General features: G+C 34.0%; 12 protein-coding genes and 1 pseudogene. 3 read left to right on the top strand and 10 right to left on the bottom strand.

Annotated features, from left to right (window positions below):
- Positions 1–81: 81 nt before the first annotated feature.
- The 5 genes from ACFQ3N_RS03690 to ACFQ3N_RS03670 form a co-directional block, all read right to left on the bottom strand.
- Entirely contained in the window at positions 82–1,899 is a 1,818-nt protein-coding gene (locus ACFQ3N_RS03690) for a S9 family peptidase (protein WP_390359633.1), read from the bottom strand.
- 48 nt (positions 1,900–1,947) lie between these two features.
- Positions 1,948–2,934, bottom strand: coding sequence for an ABC transporter ATP-binding protein (locus ACFQ3N_RS03685; RefSeq protein ID WP_390359631.1), 987 nt, complete (start codon positions 2,932–2,934; stop codon positions 1,948–1,950).
- A 1-nt stretch (position 2,935) separates the two neighbouring features.
- The gene (locus ACFQ3N_RS03680; protein ID WP_390359630.1) at positions 2,936–3,925 is read right to left on the bottom strand and encodes an ABC transporter ATP-binding protein; all 990 of its coding nucleotides are present in this window, start codon (positions 3,923–3,925) and stop codon (positions 2,936–2,938) included.
- A 421-nt stretch (positions 3,926–4,346) separates the two neighbouring features.
- Complete coding sequence (locus ACFQ3N_RS03675; protein ID WP_390359628.1) at positions 4,347–5,651, bottom strand: M20 family metallo-hydrolase; 1,305 nt, start codon at positions 5,649–5,651, stop codon at positions 4,347–4,349.
- 141 nt (positions 5,652–5,792) lie between these two features.
- Positions 5,793–7,565 carry a helix-turn-helix domain-containing protein gene (locus ACFQ3N_RS03670; protein WP_390359627.1) on the bottom strand — a complete coding sequence of 591 codons (1,773 nt, stop codon included), beginning with the start codon at positions 7,563–7,565 and terminating at the stop codon, positions 5,793–5,795.
- Positions 7,566–8,091: 526 nt separating this feature from the next.
- On the opposite strand from ACFQ3N_RS03670, the pseudogene ACFQ3N_RS03665 reads away from it, so the two are divergent.
- Positions 8,092–8,345, top strand: a pseudogene (locus tag ACFQ3N_RS03665) (M24 family metallopeptidase); the annotation flags it as partial.
- A 43-nt stretch (positions 8,346–8,388) separates the two neighbouring features.
- Here the strand turns inward: ACFQ3N_RS03665 and ACFQ3N_RS03660 are convergent.
- Complete coding sequence (locus ACFQ3N_RS03660) at positions 8,389–8,658, bottom strand: hypothetical protein (RefSeq protein WP_390359625.1); 270 nt, start codon at positions 8,656–8,658, stop codon at positions 8,389–8,391.
- On the bottom strand, positions 8,576–9,022 hold the full coding sequence (locus tag ACFQ3N_RS03655) for a hypothetical protein (RefSeq protein ID WP_390359624.1): 447 nt from the start codon (positions 9,020–9,022) through the stop codon (positions 8,576–8,578). The genes ACFQ3N_RS03660 and ACFQ3N_RS03655 overlap by 83 nt, the downstream gene beginning before the upstream one ends.
- An 807-nt stretch (positions 9,023–9,829) precedes the next feature.
- Here ACFQ3N_RS03655 and ACFQ3N_RS03650 point away from each other — a divergent pair.
- Both ACFQ3N_RS03650 and ACFQ3N_RS03645 read left to right on the top strand, forming a co-directional pair.
- Entirely contained in the window at positions 9,830–10,996 is a 1,167-nt protein-coding gene (locus tag ACFQ3N_RS03650; protein ID WP_390359622.1) for a metal-dependent hydrolase family protein, read from the top strand.
- A gap of 579 nt (positions 10,997–11,575) precedes the next feature.
- Positions 11,576–13,624, top strand: a complete 2,049-nt coding sequence (locus ACFQ3N_RS03645) for a prolyl oligopeptidase family serine peptidase (protein ID WP_390359620.1) — start codon at positions 11,576–11,578, stop codon at positions 13,622–13,624.
- 128 nt (positions 13,625–13,752) lie between these two features.
- Here the strand turns inward: ACFQ3N_RS03645 and ACFQ3N_RS03640 are convergent, their stop codons facing one another.
- Genes ACFQ3N_RS03640 through ACFQ3N_RS03630 form a run of 3 tightly spaced genes read right to left on the bottom strand, consistent with a single transcriptional unit; the run spans position 13,753 to position 17,230 of the window.
- Positions 13,753–14,829: a M24 family metallopeptidase gene (locus ACFQ3N_RS03640; RefSeq protein ID WP_390359618.1), complete on the bottom strand. Its 1,077-nt coding sequence runs from the start codon at positions 14,827–14,829 to the stop codon at positions 13,753–13,755.
- Between the two features lie 31 nt (positions 14,830–14,860).
- Positions 14,861–15,220: a DUF3899 domain-containing protein gene (locus tag ACFQ3N_RS03635; protein WP_390359617.1), complete on the bottom strand. Its 360-nt coding sequence runs from the start codon at positions 15,218–15,220 to the stop codon at positions 14,861–14,863.
- Positions 15,221–15,247: 27 nt separating this feature from the next.
- Positions 15,248–17,230 carry an ABC transporter ATP-binding protein gene (locus ACFQ3N_RS03630; RefSeq protein ID WP_390359615.1) on the bottom strand — a complete coding sequence of 661 codons (1,983 nt, stop codon included), beginning with the start codon at positions 17,228–17,230 and terminating at the stop codon, positions 15,248–15,250.
- Positions 17,231–17,236 lie beyond the last annotated feature (6 nt).

Here is a 17,236-nt window from a genome sequence, read left to right as displayed (position 1 = left end):
CTCTTGTATTTCTTAAAAAATCCTATAACTGGCGATACCTCAATATCTACTTGCTTGTATCATATATAAATCTATTTATATCTATTTTAGATATTTTTCCATAAATTGAACTATCATCGTATTCATTTTGATATGATTCTTTATTTTCACTGTTTGATGCCCTTCATCTTCAAAAACAAGCAGTTCAACCTGCTTACCTTGTCCTTTTAGATTTGCTGAAATTTGCTCTGCTTCGCTAACTGGAACACGAGTATCATTTCTTCCATGAAATAGCAGTAGTGGAGCGGAAATACTATCAGTATGGTTTAATGGAGCAATTTGCTCAAAATAATCTTTATTATTTTCTAATTTGCCGTATTCAAACTCCCTTAAATTCTTTCGCCATGGCCCTGTATTTTCCAAAAAAGTTTTAAAATGCGAAATCCCAACAATATCTACCCCAGCAGCCCAAATATCAGGATAATGTGCCATTGCTGCTAGTACCATAAAACCGCCATAACTTCGACCCATAATTCCAACTTTTTCTGGATCAACGCTTTTACTTGCTATGAGATCTTTAACAAGCCATGTTAAATCAGCAACTGCATCCATCCTATTCTGTCCATCGTCTAATTTTACATATGTTCGACCGTACCCCATACTGCCACGAACGTTTGGAGCTACAACCCCAAACCCTTCTGAAGCTAAAAACTGAATAACTGGATGAAACTCTGAACGAGTTTGATGCTCTGGCCCGCCATGAACATACACTACAATAGGCTGGGATAAATCTTTCTTTCCGTAATAAAAGTATGGGATTTCTTGGCCATCAAAAGAATAATAGCTACACAAATCTGGTTCTATCCATAAATGCTCAACCTCCTTTTCCTCTCCAATAGATGTAATTCGTTCTATGGTCATACTTTTTATAGAAATTTTCCATACATCACCAGGAAGCACAGCACTTTTTAAACAAAATATTAGCTCATCGTTATTAAGCCAAGAAAGAGAACTGACTACACCAGTTGGAAGTTCATTTATTTGTTGATGTGTCTTGGATTCAAGATTATAAATACCCAGCTGGGAAATTCCACCTTCATTAATGGTATATGCTAGTTTCTTTTCACTCGGGGATAACTTTATTTCTTCGATATCCCATTTTTTTAACGTAAATACTTCTTGTAATATATTAGGGTTTGCAAAAGAAAATTTAAATACACCAAGTGTTTCTTGTTCTTCATCTGTTAATAAGAATCCACCTTTTCCATCATTAGTCAACTCTGGTGGTTGGTACGTATCAGTAACAACTTCTAACCATTGATACCTTGCGAGTGTATTTTTTCTACCAAGTTGAAATAGGTGGCTTGTATTTACATCTAAAACATACAAAGTGTTATCAATGTTCGTGTCTGGCATACTCAAAATGATTTTTTTGCCATTTTTTGTCCAACATAGAGGTATACATTTCCCGTCATTTTTAAATACAATTTTTGTCGTATTTGTATTAAAATCGAATACATACACATCAAAATAACCCGGATGGCGACGATTACTAGAGAATGCGATCTTCGACTCATCAGGTGACCACCCTCCAAAATAATGAAAATTACCTGGAGAAACTATTAGTTCTTCAATTTCCCCTTTATTTGTTAGTAAATAAAATTGTTGTTGTTCATTTCCATCTTCATCCATTCCAATGATTACTTTTTCTCCAGATGGTGAATGGTATACAGAAAGAACTCGGTCATTTAAGTTTGTAAGTTGCTCTATTTGCAAAGTGAGATTATCCCATTTCCAAACTTGAGGAGATCCCGATTTATTTGATATAAAGGTAAGCATATCTTTCTCGGGAACAGCTTTTGGAAGATACGCACTATGTACATTCAGGTACTTATGCAATACTGAGTTACTATTTAACATCAATTCCTTCTCCTTACTATTTCTTCTTTTTTTCGTAGTTTGTAAGACTTAATTACTACTTAACCTGTTTCCATATAAATGACAAGCAACATAATGATTATCTTCTATTTCTTCAAAATGTGGTCTAGTCTCTTTACAAATATCCATCGCTTGTGGACATCTTGTATGAAACGCACATCCACTTGGCGGATTTGACGGACTTGGTACATCTCCTTGTAAAATCACTCGTTCTTTCACAATATCAGGGTCCGGCAATGGTACAGCCGACAACAGTGCTTGAGTATATGGATGTTTCGGTTTATCATAAAGTTTGTCTTTTTCTGTTAATTCAACCATTCTACCTAAATACATCACACCAATACGATCACAAATATGTTTCACCACACTTAAATCATGAGCAATAAAAACATACGTAAGACTAAACTCGTTTCGTAAATCTTCCATTAAATTAAGGATTTGTGACTGGACGGATACATCTAAAGCTGAAACAGGCTCATCACAAATAATTAGTTTAGGGTTATTTGCCAATGCTCTGGCAATTCCAATTCTTTGTCGTTGTCCTCCACTAAATTGATGAGGATACCTTGAAGCATGATATGCACTTAATCCAACTATCCCCAATAATTCTTTAACTCGTTCCTTGCGTTCTTTAGAGGAATTGATACCATGTACCAACAATGGTTCACTAATTATTTTCTCAACTGTATGCCTAGGGTTTAGTGATGCGTATGGATCCTGGAAAATAATTTGCATATTTCTCCTTAATTTTCGCATCTCTTCAGAACTTATATTTGTGATATCTTTATCTTCAAACTTCACTTCACCGCCAGTTGGCTCTATTAGTCGTAAAATTGACTTCCCTGTTGTAGATTTTCCACAGCCCGATTCTCCTACAATACCTAATATTTCACCTTTATTTACAGTAAATGAAACATCATCAACCGCTTTTACTGCACCAGTTTGACGTCCTAAAATCCCTCCTTTAACTTTAAAATACTTTGTCAAACCCTTAACTTCCAATATGGGCTTTTGCATGTTACGTCACATCCTTTTCTTGGTCATCATGTAAAAAGCACCGGCTGCGACGACCACTATTTAAATAATATAATTCAGGATTCTCTTGGAAACATCGGTCAAATGCGAACTCGCATCTTGGAGCAAAACGACAACCAACCCTCCCTTTTTTGGGTTTAGGAACCGTTCCTGGAATAGAATATAATTTTGGCTCCCTTTCATATATTTTAGGTAATGAACGGATAAGTCCTTTCGAATATGGATGCTGTGGAGATTTTAAAACATCCCTTGTAGTACCCTCCTCCACAACTTGACCAGAATACATAACAACAACCCGGTCACAGATTTCAGCAACAACACCTAAATCATGAGTAATCAACAAAATTGATGTGTCTTTTTCTTTATTTAATTTTTTCATCAAATCTAATATTTGTGCTTGAATCGTAACATCTAACGCTGTTGTTGGTTCATCTGCTATCAACAATTCAGGGTTACATGACATAGCCATCGCTATCATAACACGCTGTCTCATCCCACCAGATAGTTGGTGTGGATATTCGTCAATAATAGCTTCGGATCTTGGAATTCCAACCATCTGCAGCATCTCTATTGATTTTTGACGTGCTTCTTTCTTAGATATTTTTTGATGAATGCGAATCGCTTCCATTAATTGATTTCCGATTGTAAATAGAGGATTCAATGATGTCATAGGCTCCTGGAAAATCATGGATACTTCATTTCCACGGACTTTCTTCATACGTTTTTCTGAAGCATTAACGAGATTCTCTCCTTTAAAATTAATCTCACCACCCACAATTCTACCTGGTGGACTTGGTACTAATTTCATCACAGATAAAGATGTTACACTTTTTCCACATCCTGATTCACCTACAATTCCGACCACTTCTCCTTTATGTACATTTATACTAACCCCCTCTACCGCAGGAATTTCGCCATTATCTGTAAAAAAGTAAGTATGTAGATCATTTAGTTCCAAAACAACGTCTGACAATTTCTTTCACTCCTTTGTTTTTTACACTATTAACATTTATAATTTTTTAAAAATATAATTTCCTTCAAAATTGTCAAAATTTGAGGAATATTAGTCCTTGTATATTAAATTATGCAATTCTTGTGCCAAGTTTGTATATTTAGATATTAATATTTAAATATTTATTATAAATAATACGTTCGTCATGATTTTAAATTTTTGAAGAATATTTTTATTGAATTATGCAATTCATGTGGCATATTTGCATAGTTAGATTTATATATATATTTCATTTATTCTGTAAATTATTTACACAAAACTTAGAAAACAAATTATTTGTAAATCTAAATAATTTTTTTATAAATGTGGCCATTATGAGCTTTTATGTGTTGTCAAACTTCCTTATACAATTGGTCGAAAATAGGTTCAAGTATATATTGGTTTATTCTGTTTCCTTCATAATACTTTCAATATAATCTCTTAAAATATGAACTGCCATGACACAATCATTAAGCGAAGACCATTCATTCGGATTATGACTTATACCGTCCTTACTCCTAACAAACAACATCGCAACCGGGAATTCTTTACCTAATACCATTGCATCATGTCCAGCACCACTAGGTATGTAAGTAGGTGAAACTTCAAACTTGGAAATTGACTCCGCTAATTTATCCTGAAACCTTTTTTGTATAGGAAGAGGTTTTATACTAGAGTTATAATTAATATTGACATCTATATCTCTGCTTTTAGCAATATTCTCTGCTTCCTTGTAAATTAACTCTAATAATTTATCTCGCGTATTTTCGTGAATATCTCTTATATCAACAGTCAATTGAACATCTTGTGCAATAACGTTTACCCCATTTGGATAAACGTCTAATTTCCCTATTGTTGCAACAGCAGTATTACTAACTATTTGCGGAAATTTCTCTATAGATTCAATGAAGATGGCAGAAGCAATTAAAGGATCTTTCCTACCTGGCATAGGGGTATTTCCAGCGTGTCCTGCTTCCCCAATAAATGTAACTTCTAACCACGCAGGTCCCGCAATACCACTGACAATTCCAACGGGTTGGTTAACTTTTTCTAATATCTTTCCCTGTTCTATATGCACTTCAACAAAATTCATTATGTCTTTATTATTTTTCATGTTTTTAAAATCCTCAAATTCTAATCCATATTCTACTATGACTTCATTAAACGTTTTTCCTTGTTCATCTCGTAGGTTAGCTAATTCCTTCTGATCTATTTGACCCATAAAAGCCCTACTACCGATCAACCCACTCCTAAACCTTGAACCTTCTTCATCAGAAAAAATTACTATTTCAAAAGGGTTTTTTGGAATATGTTTATTACTATTCCAGGATTCCACTACCTCCAAAGCAGCTATAACACCTAAAGTTCCATCAAAATGTCCACCATTAGGAACACTATCAACATGGGAACCAGACACCACAGAAGGACTTTCATCTCTACCTTCTATTTTTCCAAAAACGTTTCCTGCTCCGTCTATAGTAATAGTCATTCCCGCTGCCTTCATCCATCCTATTACAAGTTCTTTTGCTTTTTTCTCTTCAATTGAGTAGCCTGTACGATTAGCTCCCCCCGAATCGGTAGTACCGATTTTAGATATTTCATAAAGTCTAGATGCAATTCTATCTCCACTAACACCTGAATGATCAAGTGTAAAATTATAATCTTTAATGATTCTACTGTAAAAATCTTCTTTTGTTCTTTGTTCCATCTAAATCACCCCTTTTTAAAATGTTAATAAGGTCATATCTAGAATTAAATTCGGATATGATTTTAATACTAGAAATAGTATAAAATATTCTGTGAAAATTAAATACATCTATAGTAGACAAAAAAAATAGGTCACTTTTGTCTACTTAAACAAAAATGACCTGTTTAAAAAGGTTCTAGTTTTTAATGCTAGATTGATTTCAAAGGTGATATCACCATTAAACTCTGTAATTCCCATAATCTTCTTTACTTTATTTATTCTGTATTTAATTGTGTTTTCATGTAAATACATTTTTTCGGCAGTTTTTCTTATGTTTTGGTTAAAATATAAATATAATTCAAGTGTATTAACTAAGTCTGCTTTCTGTTTCAAATCGTAGTCTAAAACTGTTTGAAGTTTAATCTCAAGGAAGTTATCCAATTCCTTAGGTTCTATATTTAGAAGAAGCCTATATGCTCCCAACTCTTTATAACTCATAAAATCATGCTCAACATCTATCATTTTCATAAACTCAACACATTTATTAGAATCATTTATTGATGAGTTTATTTCTGACATTTCAATGAAACACCTTCCCATGCCAGCTAAAATAGATAACTTTGATCTTTTTTTAATTTCTTCTAACATAACATATACTGATCTATGAATTTCCTCTTCATAGACCTTTTTATTAATTAAAAATAATATTGAATATTCCATTGAGTCTTCATAAACTAGTGACCGATATTGGAACATACTTAAATAATTATATAGCAATCTTGAAAAACTCTGCTTTGTTGCATGTATTTCCTTAAATTCAGTTAATTCATTTACTATTTCTATCTTTAAAATCATATATTGGTTATTCTCTTTATAGAACCTCTTACTTTTCAATATGCTTACGCCCTTTTCGGGATTATTAATAATACCTTTCATTAAATACCCTTCATAATTGAAGTGATTTGATATATATTGGTTTCGGGACTGTAATTCTAAAGCAAAAACGGTAGTGGCTTGTTCTACCGCAAATATATCTAATGAATCAAGCACTTCATTTTTATCATTAATCACCATTAGAACACCTGTAGTTTCATTTTCAATATTTATAGCAAACAAACTAATGTCATAATACGAATCATTTAGAGAAATCGTTCTATAAGCAAGATTTGTTTCAGAGAATAACTCACCCACCATTAACGGTTCTTTTTTCCTAAGTTCTTCAACTATTTCTTTAGCAGAATCATATGTATACGATAATAAGTTAAAAAATTCATCACATACGCATATTTGATTGTTTATGAGACTAGAAAGTGTCCTTGTTATTCCTGTAAGCCCTTGATGAGACATGTAAATCTTTGTTAGTTCATTATGAATGCGATTAGAACGGTCATTTTGGGATAGAAGAGTTGCATTTTCAATCGCAATCATAGCTTGGTTAGCAAATGTCTGTAGTAACATTAAATTATCTTCAGTAAATTCTATACTATTAGAATAACTATCTATTGTTAAAACTCCAAAACATTCGTCTTTCTTCATTAAAGGAGCAGAAATTGCACTTGTAGGGAATGTCTTTTTATTTTTTAGAGCTTTCTTATACAACTGAAAATTTTTTTTCGTAACATTCGACATTCCTTGAGATGTGTCATCACTTGATTTATAAAGCTGAGCTTTTTCAAGGCTAAAAGCTTTACCAGACATACCTTCGTTAGCTTGCAAAGTTAATTTATCCAAATAATCCATATCAAATCCTACTGATGACTTTGCCTTTAGGTGTTTATTGTGTGAATCCCACAAGAAGAGTATACTTACATCTGCCCAATTAAAAACACTTAAGACTTCCTTAATTAGTAGATGTAATACCTCGTCTAAATCTCTAGTAGATGTTAATACTTTCGTTGCGTTTATCAAGCTAAAAAGTTGTTTATCGACATTCATCTTCCTTCACCTCTTAAATAAGTATTCGATTAAATAATTTCATATAGCGTATTGATAAACAGATCATTTTATATGGTCCCTAGCCCCTACTTAGTATTTTAAATCCCCTTAAGATTACAGAGAAGGTCTAACTTTGACTTTTATAACCATTTTAACTTTTGAACATTCTGATTGAATAAAATAGTGCGGTATTAAATTTTCATCATGAGTTTTGAAAAATCATACCTTGTAATTAAAAAGAGATCTTGTATTGCTTCTTAATATTTAGTGTCAAAAAAATTATACATGTATATTTTTTTTGAATTGTTAACCATCAAGATATAAATAAATAATTGATTTAATCTTATAAAAATAACTAGACTTTCGCAGCTCGATAAGTGTAATAAGTTTAACTAGATACATGTCTAATAGCTATTTAAGTCTAATCCTTGACAATGTATGAAAAAACACCTCAATGTTTAGTATAGTAATTTGTCGAAAATCACATAGAGATGTCCCCTATATGATAGCGAATAATGACCAAAATAGAAACGAAATTGACTATTTACAAGAAGCCGTTAATATCATAGAGAAAGTAGAGGGTATTAAAAAAGTCAAAATCGGAAATGACCGAGGCAGAACTAGCTGCAGAGTTAGAATTTCTCATGAAAAATTTTGGTGTTGTTGGTCCATCCTTTTCAACTATCGTACTTGCCGGTGAAAAAGTGGCATCGCCACACGGGGTTCCTGGAGAACGTGCATTCCAAAAATGGTTACTTTTTATTAATTGATTGTGGTGTATAGAAGGCTTGAAAGATCCAACCGTAATAACCTGTTTGCCCTTTCAATCACAAGGATCCATATCGGGTAAAACAGGAGTTTGCGATGTTGTTGTTGTGATAATTATATCTGATTTCTTAATTAACTCAGGCAATTTTGCCTCTTGAATAGTTAAATCTGGAAATTCTTTTTCTGCTTTTGAAATAAATTCTTTTAATTTTTCGTTGCTCCGATTATAGACATAAACGGAGTCAATGTCTCGGATAGTACACGCAGATTGCAAATGGCTCAAGCCTTGAGTGCCTGTCCCAAACGATTCCAACGGACGAGGCATTTTGATCTGAAATATATTTCATTCCTAGACCACCAAGTGCCCCAGTACGCAACGCAGTAATTGGCATAGCATCACAAGTCATAAGAGGCTCAAGTGTTTTTCGATCATACAGTACCATCAAACCATGAATCGTTGGTTTAGCTAGTTTGTTATTATTAGGTGCAACACCGATTAGTTTAGTTGCATAATAGTCACCATAAAAAGCAGGCATTAATAATGCTGTATTTCCCCCATCATCAATATGCATACGATCAGGAGAAATTTTATTAGTGTCTTCATTTTGCATATAATAGTCTTCAATGGAGTCTATTACTTCCTGCATAGTAATCATCTTATTTATCTCATTTCCGGACAACAAATTCATGTAGTATCCTCCCTTGATTTTATTTTTTTATTCCAGAAAAGTGTTCAAATAAATCAGCCAGAACGGTTATCGTTGACCCGCTTTCACCTACTAAGATTTTATAGGAATCCTTCCACCCTTTATAGTTCACCACGAGTATGTAATGTAGCAACTCTGGCGCTTGTTCCTATAACCAGGTGAACGGTCGATTTGATAATCAGCAAAATCGTCACATTTTTTTAAAATCAGCCCTTCAGTAGATGGATCGCCCCAATAGATTACACCTCCACTTTTTATCACTAAATTCTAATGCAAATTATATGCCAGGTTTGATTTTTGCTTATAAATGTCAGTGTTATTCAACTGTAGGTTACTACAGTATTAATAAACAAACGGAGGGTTCAAATGGAAAATATTACTATATGGTTATTTGGTTTTCTAGGTGCGAAAGTTGAATAAATTACTAAATAGCTCACTATTCACTTGTGAAATAAAAATGGAAAGATATTGTATGGGTTATTATTTTAATATGTCTACTTGTTCCACTATTTTGGAATATAAAGGCTAAGTTTAACTTTCAATCCACACCATAGTAGCGAATCCCTCCACAAAAACATTCACTTTAAGCATTTTGGCATAAAACTTGCAATTATTAAATTTAGATTATACAGAAAAATAAAATTATACATAGGAGGTATTTAATGAAATTTAATTGTCCATCTTTTTTCAAGAACAACTAAGTGCAGTCTGAGTGAAGGGGCCTGCATGCTTAAAGGAATTTCTTGAACATGTTATGTAGCATACTAATTAACGACGGGAGAGATTACTGTGAATTATATTATTAAAAACGTTCAGTTGTTCTACGGTGAAAATTTAGAACTAAAACTGGATTCCGGTGTTTGGGTGAAAAATGGTTATATTTATAAAGTTTTATCAAAGGATAAGTTTCCTAATGATGTTACTATTTTAGATGGAAAGGGAAATTATTTATTTCCAGGGTTAATTGATTTACATGTCCATATGATGTGGGATGGTTCACTAGATCCAGTTGCAACATTGGAGGCAGAAGGCTACGAACAAATGCTTATTAGAGCTGTTTCGTATTGTAGGGAGTACTTAAAAAATGGGATTACCACTGTTAGGGATATTGGTTCAGTCGATGATATCGCCTTACATGTAGCAAAAGCAATTAAACGAGGAGTAATTGATGGACCTGATTTGATTGCGAGCGGGAGAACATTAACTATGACAGGTGGACATGATCCTTTCTGGGCAAGATTTGTCGATGGGAAGGATGAAGCATTAAAAGGGGTAAGAGAGCAAATTTTTAAAGGAGCTGAAGTAATAAAGCTTAGCTCCACTGGTGGTGTTTACGGACGCACAGAAGGTGAAGCAGTTGGTAATGTAGAGCTAAATATGGAAGAACAGCAAGTCATTTGTAATGAAGCTCATAAATTTGGATTAAAAGTGGCTGCACATGCTATTGGGAGAGAAGGAATTAAGAACTCCATTCAAGCTGGTATAGATACTATTGAACATGGGCAATTTTTAGATGAGGATTTAGTTTCCATGATGGAAAATAAAAAAACTGCTTGGATTCCTACACTATATATTTACCAACGAATTACCAAACAAGAAGGTATTCCTGCATACGCTAAACAAAAAGCATTGGAAATTGTGGAAAGACATGCCCAAGCTTTTAAACAATTCTTTAATCGAAACTTACTAATAGGTGCTGGTTCTGATGCTGGTTCTCCAAGTACACCACATCCTGCATTAACGGATGAGTTGTTAATGATGCACTCAATTGTAGATGATAACAAGCAAATTTTAAAGACAGCTACTGTCAATGCAGGATCAATTTTAGATCGAAAAGTAGGGAGAATTCAAGAATCCTATGTAGCAGACTTCATTTTACTTGGTTCAAACCCACTAGATGATTTAACAAATATAAAGGATATTAAGGCAGTATATAAAAAAGGAAAACGGTTTTAATGAACATACCCATATAAAATACTCGCCTAATAACAATATATTTTTCTTAAATTAACGACTTTATCTTACAAGATTGGTTTTAATTAAACTCTCTAAAAAGCCCCAATAAAATACTATTACTATTTTGATATTTGAGGTTTTTTATCTTTATAATTGATCAATGCCCTGATTGTTAGAGTTAAACTTCAGTATCGATTTTTACCGACACTCAATATTATACCAAAAAGGATCTGTAACCAACCTAGTGGTATACGCAAACCTTTGAATAAGTACATTCTTTTGTGAAACGTGTTCAGAACGAAGTACAAATGCAGTTTGATTCAGAAATCGATAGATAGAATTTTTGGGTGACATTGCAGTAATTTTATTTGCTTTCAACCGGTTGAAACCAGTTTCCATTCTAAAAGGTCGGACAGAAGATCAATTGAAAAAGATAAGAAAAAACCAAAAAAAATGATAATAACTACTTTATGTAAGCATTTTAACACTAAACATTTTTTAAACTTGTTTTAATTCATTTAGTAGATACTTTTTTAGTTTTTTTAAATTAGATAATTCAAACAGAGGAGGGAATTATAAATGAAAAGTGTCACAAAAAAGGAATTGATAGTTGATAATTACCATGGTTTAGAAGTAAATGATCCACATCGATGGTTGGAGCATCCTGAATCAGTGGAAACTAAAGAATGGACAGAAGAACAAAATAAAACTACCAGAGACTATTTAAACAATTATCCCGAAAGAAACAAAATCAAAGAAAAAATAACTAGTTTGATGAATTATACTAAATATTCATTACCTCAGAGAGAAGGTGAATATTATTATTTTCACAAAAATGACGGTTTACAAAAACAACCTATTTTTTGTCGTACCAAAACTATAGATAATCTTGATGAAATAGAACCTGTAATAGACCCAAATACAATAAGTGAAGAAGGTACAGCAGCCATAACCAATACTAGCTTTAGCCAAGATGGATCCATGCTAGCATATGCAATTTCGTATAATGGTAGTGATTGGCAGGAGATTAGGATCAAGAATCTAGAAACAGGCGAGGTTTTCCCTGAACTTATAAAATGGTGCAAATTTAGTAACATTGCATGGAGTGAAGATAATCGTGGTTTTTTCTATAACAGGTACCCTGACCAACAATCAGCATCCCTACAGGAAGAAAGTTTTTTTAATAGCGTTTATTGGCATATGGTTGGAACATCCCAAGATGAAGATATTTTAATACATCAAGACCAAAAACATAAAGAGCTCTCTTTCCTACCACAAATATCTGATGATAATAAGTATATAGTCCTAAAAGTGTATAATGGAACAGAACCAAAAAGCAGAATTTATTACCGTAGTTTAGAAAGTAATAGCGGGTTTATTCCTCTAATTAACGATGGAGAAGATTATTACTCCTTTATAGGAAATGAAGGCGCTGACTTTTATATCTACACAAATAATAACGCACCAAAAGGCAGGGTAATTAGTGTTAATATAAAACATCCCGATAAAAAGAATTGGAAGGAGATCATCCCTGAAAAAGAAGATACCTTTTCAACTATTAAAATGCTTAACAACCATTTCGTAGTTTCCTTTATGAAAAATGCTTGCGATCAACTCAAAATATATGACAGCAAAGGGAATTTACATAAAGAGTTGTCACTGCCGGAGTTTATTACGATTACAGATATAAAAGGAAAAAAGAATAATTCCGAAATGTTTATCGGTTACACTTCATATCTTTACCCTTCCAAGATAGTAAAATATGATCTTGATGAGGATCAACTGGATTTAGTTATGGAAACAATGCATGATTTGGAATCAAATCAGTTTGAAACGAAACAAGTCTTTTATCCTTCTAAAGATGGAACTAAAATCCCTATGTTCATTACCCATAAGAAAGGGCTAGAACTGAATGAAGATAACCCTGTTCTCCTTTATGGATATGGTGGTTACAATATCAGTTTAACCCCTTCCTTTTCACCATCTCAGTTGATGTGGCTACAGGCCGGGGGAGTTTATGTGGTAGCCAATTTACGAGGTGGAGGAGAGTTTGGGGAAGACTGGCACTTAGCAGGAATACTTGAAAAGAAACAAAACGTGTTTGATGATTTTATTTCAGCTGCAGAGTGGTTAATTGAAAATAAGTATACCAATTCCAAAAAACTTGCGATTATGGGTGGTAGTAATGGTGGTTTGCTAGTTGGTGCTTGTATTACACAACGACCGGAACTATTTGGCGCAGCACTGTGCCTTGTCCCAGTTACCGACATGCTAAGGTTTCATCTTTTTACAGTTGGACGTTTTTGGACTACAGAATTTGGAAATGCTGAAGAAAACCCAGATCATTTCAAATTCATGTATGAATATTCACCATTGCATAACGTAAAAAAAGGTGTAAAATATCCACCAACACTCATTACAACTGCAGATACAGATGATAGAGTCGTTCCATTACATGCAAAAAAGTTTACCGCAACATTGCAAGAAGCACAATCTGGAGATAACCTTGTTTTTTTGCGGGTCGAAAAAAATGCAGGCCATGGACTAGGTAAACCTACATCTAAAATTATTGAGGAGCAAACAGATTTGTATACATTTCTATTTAAGCAATTTAAGATGTTTGTCTAGTAACTTATCATATTAGATTTAAAAAAATAAGAATGCCGATAAATAAAATCGACATTCTTATTTTTGTCTACACACAAAACCTACTAATTTATTTTCTTATTACTTTTGAATACAGTGCATCTTTCAAATCAAATAACTACCAACTCTTTTGTCGACGGCGTTAAAACTTCACAGCCTTTTTCAGTGATTAGAAGTACATCTTCAACTCTCGCTCCGCCATGTTTTGGAATATAGATGCCAGGTTCTATTGTTATCGTCATACCAGCTTTTAACTCTTTTTCATTCATAACAGAGAAAAGTGGCTTTTCATGAACCTCTAAACCGATTCCATGTCCTGTTCCTGTGCCTGATTGTTCATTGTACCCCTTTTCGATAATATGTTCACGCATTAACAGATCGACTTCCTGGTCCTTAAGACCTGCCCTAATATTATTTACACAGTTTTCAAATGATTTCAGCACCACTTCTTGTATCTCCTTCATTCGTGGATCTGGAACACCTAAGCAGACAGTTCTTGAGATATCCGCCCAGTAATCCTGATAATTCGCACCAAAATCTATCGTGATCATTTCTCCTTTTTCTATTTTCTTATCACTAGCCCTCCCGTGCGGCAGTGATGAACGAACGCCGGAAGCTACAATTGGTAAAAATCCTGTACTTGTCCCCCCATTTTTTTTGATAAACCCCTGCAGCTCGTCCGAAACTTCAAGCTCCGTCATCCCCGGTCTAATATAGTCAAGGATATGTAGATAGGCTCGATCAGTAATATCCGAAGCAATTCTTAGCTTTTCAAGCTCGGCCTCAGATTTAATCATTCGAATATCTTCTACTAGATCAAAAGTAGGTATTAAATCTGTGTGCATTAACTCCTTCACCTTACAATACGCACCATAATTGAGATGTTGCTGTTCAAATCCCAATTTATTTATCCCCATTTTATTTACTTGTTTCGCGACTTCAGTAAATATTTTATCCTTATGACCTGTATGTTCAGCGTGTAGAATAACTTCAAATTCTGTTTGCATTTTAGCTTGCTCCACATAACGATAATCTGTAATTAATTTTTTCTCATTCTTTGTTATCAAGAGAACTCCATTACTCCCAGTAAACCCTGAAAGGTATCTCCTGTTCCAAGCACCCGTAACCATAAGTGCATCTATATTCTCCGTGTCCAATTTTTCCATTACTTTTTGTTCAAATACCATTATAATCCTCCTAATTTAAATAAAAATTTAACTAATAAAAGAAAAAAGAGAAAGTGGTCGAGACGATTAATACAAACCCACCAATACGTAGCAATCTTAAACCAATAGAACTTTTAAACAGTGATTTCTGAGTGTTAACTCTGTCTTCTGACATCTCTGTGACATAACTCTCTAATTTAGAACTATTCTTGAAGAATAACTGAAAACTATAAAAGACATTATTAAAAACACCCTTTTCTATCAGTAAAAATGCACCACCTAACATAAAACATAGCAAGCCAACAAGGAATACGTTGTCCCAGAATACGATTGACACATTTCTGGTCAATGTTACTAGAGGTATTGTTCCAATAGACAGTATCATTATTTGTTTTTTTCGCTTTATAAGCATTGAAATTCCCCGTCTTCTCCCAAAATGTCATGTAGTAGTAATTTGTTCATTAATATCTTTTTGTAATTTTTCAAATTCACTTTCGGTACATGCAACCCAATGACCTTTTTTAACTTCCCTCAAATCAGATGAATTGAGTTCACGAGCCCACTTTTCTATTGTATTCTTCTTTCGGGCTTTTTCTATTTTCGGATCAGGTAATGGAATAGCACTAAGCAATACTTTCGTATAACCATGTAGAGGATTTCTGTACAACTCATCACTTTCAGCTATTTCAACTAATTTACCTTGGTACATTACACCTATTCTATCGCTGATGTGCTTTACCATCGAAAGATCATGGGCAATAAATAAAAAGGTAAGTTCTTTCTCCTTTTGCAACTTCCGCATTAAATTTATAATTTGTGCCTGAATAGAAACATCAAGTGCAGAAATAGGCTCATCAGCAACAATAAATTCTGGTTCAACTGCTAGTGCGCGAGCAATCCCTATACGCTGTCTTTGTCCGCCACTGAATTCATGGGGGTAACGGCTAGAATGTTCTCTCTGTAACCCAACCGTTTCAAGCAGTTCATAAACTTTGCTTAACCGTTCGTTTTTGTTATGATATAAACCATGTATATCAAGCCCCTCAGCAATAATGTCGGCAACTGTCCACCTCGGATTCAAGGAAGAATAGGGATCTTGAAATATCATTTGAATCTGCTTGTTCAAGTCTGTTTTACTTTTTTGATGTATATCTTTTCCTTTAAACAGAATCTGACCTGAAGAAGCATTATATAAGCGCACTAGTGTCCTGCCAGTTGTTGATTTTCCACACCCAGACTCACCGACTAGACCAAACGTTTCTCCTTTACGAATATCAAACGTAATGCCATCAACTGCTTTAATGATATTTTTTCTACCTGTTTTGAAATGTTGTTTTATGTCTCTAACTTCTATTAACTTCTCATCGTTAATGCTCGATTCAGCAGTATAATCAACTGTATCTTGTTTCTCAATCCATTGCTGCTGATAAAACTCTTCTGCTTTCTTCGTCGCTTTCTTATGCAGTAACCATGTTGCTGCGTAATGCGATTGAGACACTTTAAATAATGGTGGTTCATATAGATAGTCAATGTTCATTGCTTGGCTATTACGTTCAGCAAAAGCATCCCCAACTGGGGGTGCTAATAAATTTGGTGGAGCACCAGGAATAGTCGCTAATTCCTCTAGAGCGTTATTTAAATTTGGCATAGCCTTTAACAAACCTATTGTGTATGGGTGTTTGGGAGTATAAAATATCTCCTCTGTTTTTCCAACTTCTGCAATCTTACCTGCATACATTACCGCCACTCGGTCAGCAATGCTCGCTACTACTCCTAGGTCATGTGTTATAAATATGATGGAAGTCCCCATCTGTTTTTGAATATCTTTAAGTAAATCCAATACTTGTGCTTGTACTGTAACATCAAGCGCGGTTGTTGGTTCATCAGCAATCAATATCTCAGGCTTACAAGCCAAAGCCATCGCAATTACAACTCTTTGTTGCATCCCCCCAGAGAATTGATGTGGATAAAGGTCAATTCGGGTTGCAGCATCTTGAAGCCCGACAAGTTCCAAAAGTTCAACTGCTTTTTGCGTTGCCACTTTTTTCGATAGATTCTGGTGAGTTATCATTCCTTCTATTATTTGGTTTTTTACTGTCATAGTTGGATTTAAGGATGTCATAGGGTCCTGAAATATGATAGATATTTCCGAACCTCTTAACTTTCGAATTTCATTTTTGGACATGTTTACAATATTACGATTCTTATAATGGATGCTTCCAGCAGTGATTTTTCCTGGCGGTTCGGGAATCAACCCCATTAAGCTTTTTGACATCACCGATTTACCTGATCCAGATTCGCCAACTACTGCTAATGTTTCACCTTTATATAGGTCAAAAGAAACACCTCTTACAGCTTTAACCTCTCCTTCGTACGTATCAAAAGAAACATTCAAATCCTCTACAGTTAGTATTTTTTCCAAGCTGAT

Origin of the sequence: Virgibacillus byunsanensis (assembly GCF_042675965.1) — a bacterium.
GTDB lineage: Bacteria > Bacillota > Bacilli > Bacillales > Amphibacillaceae > Virgibacillus_R > Virgibacillus_R byunsanensis.
This window is presented reverse-complemented; position numbering and strand designations above follow the sequence as displayed.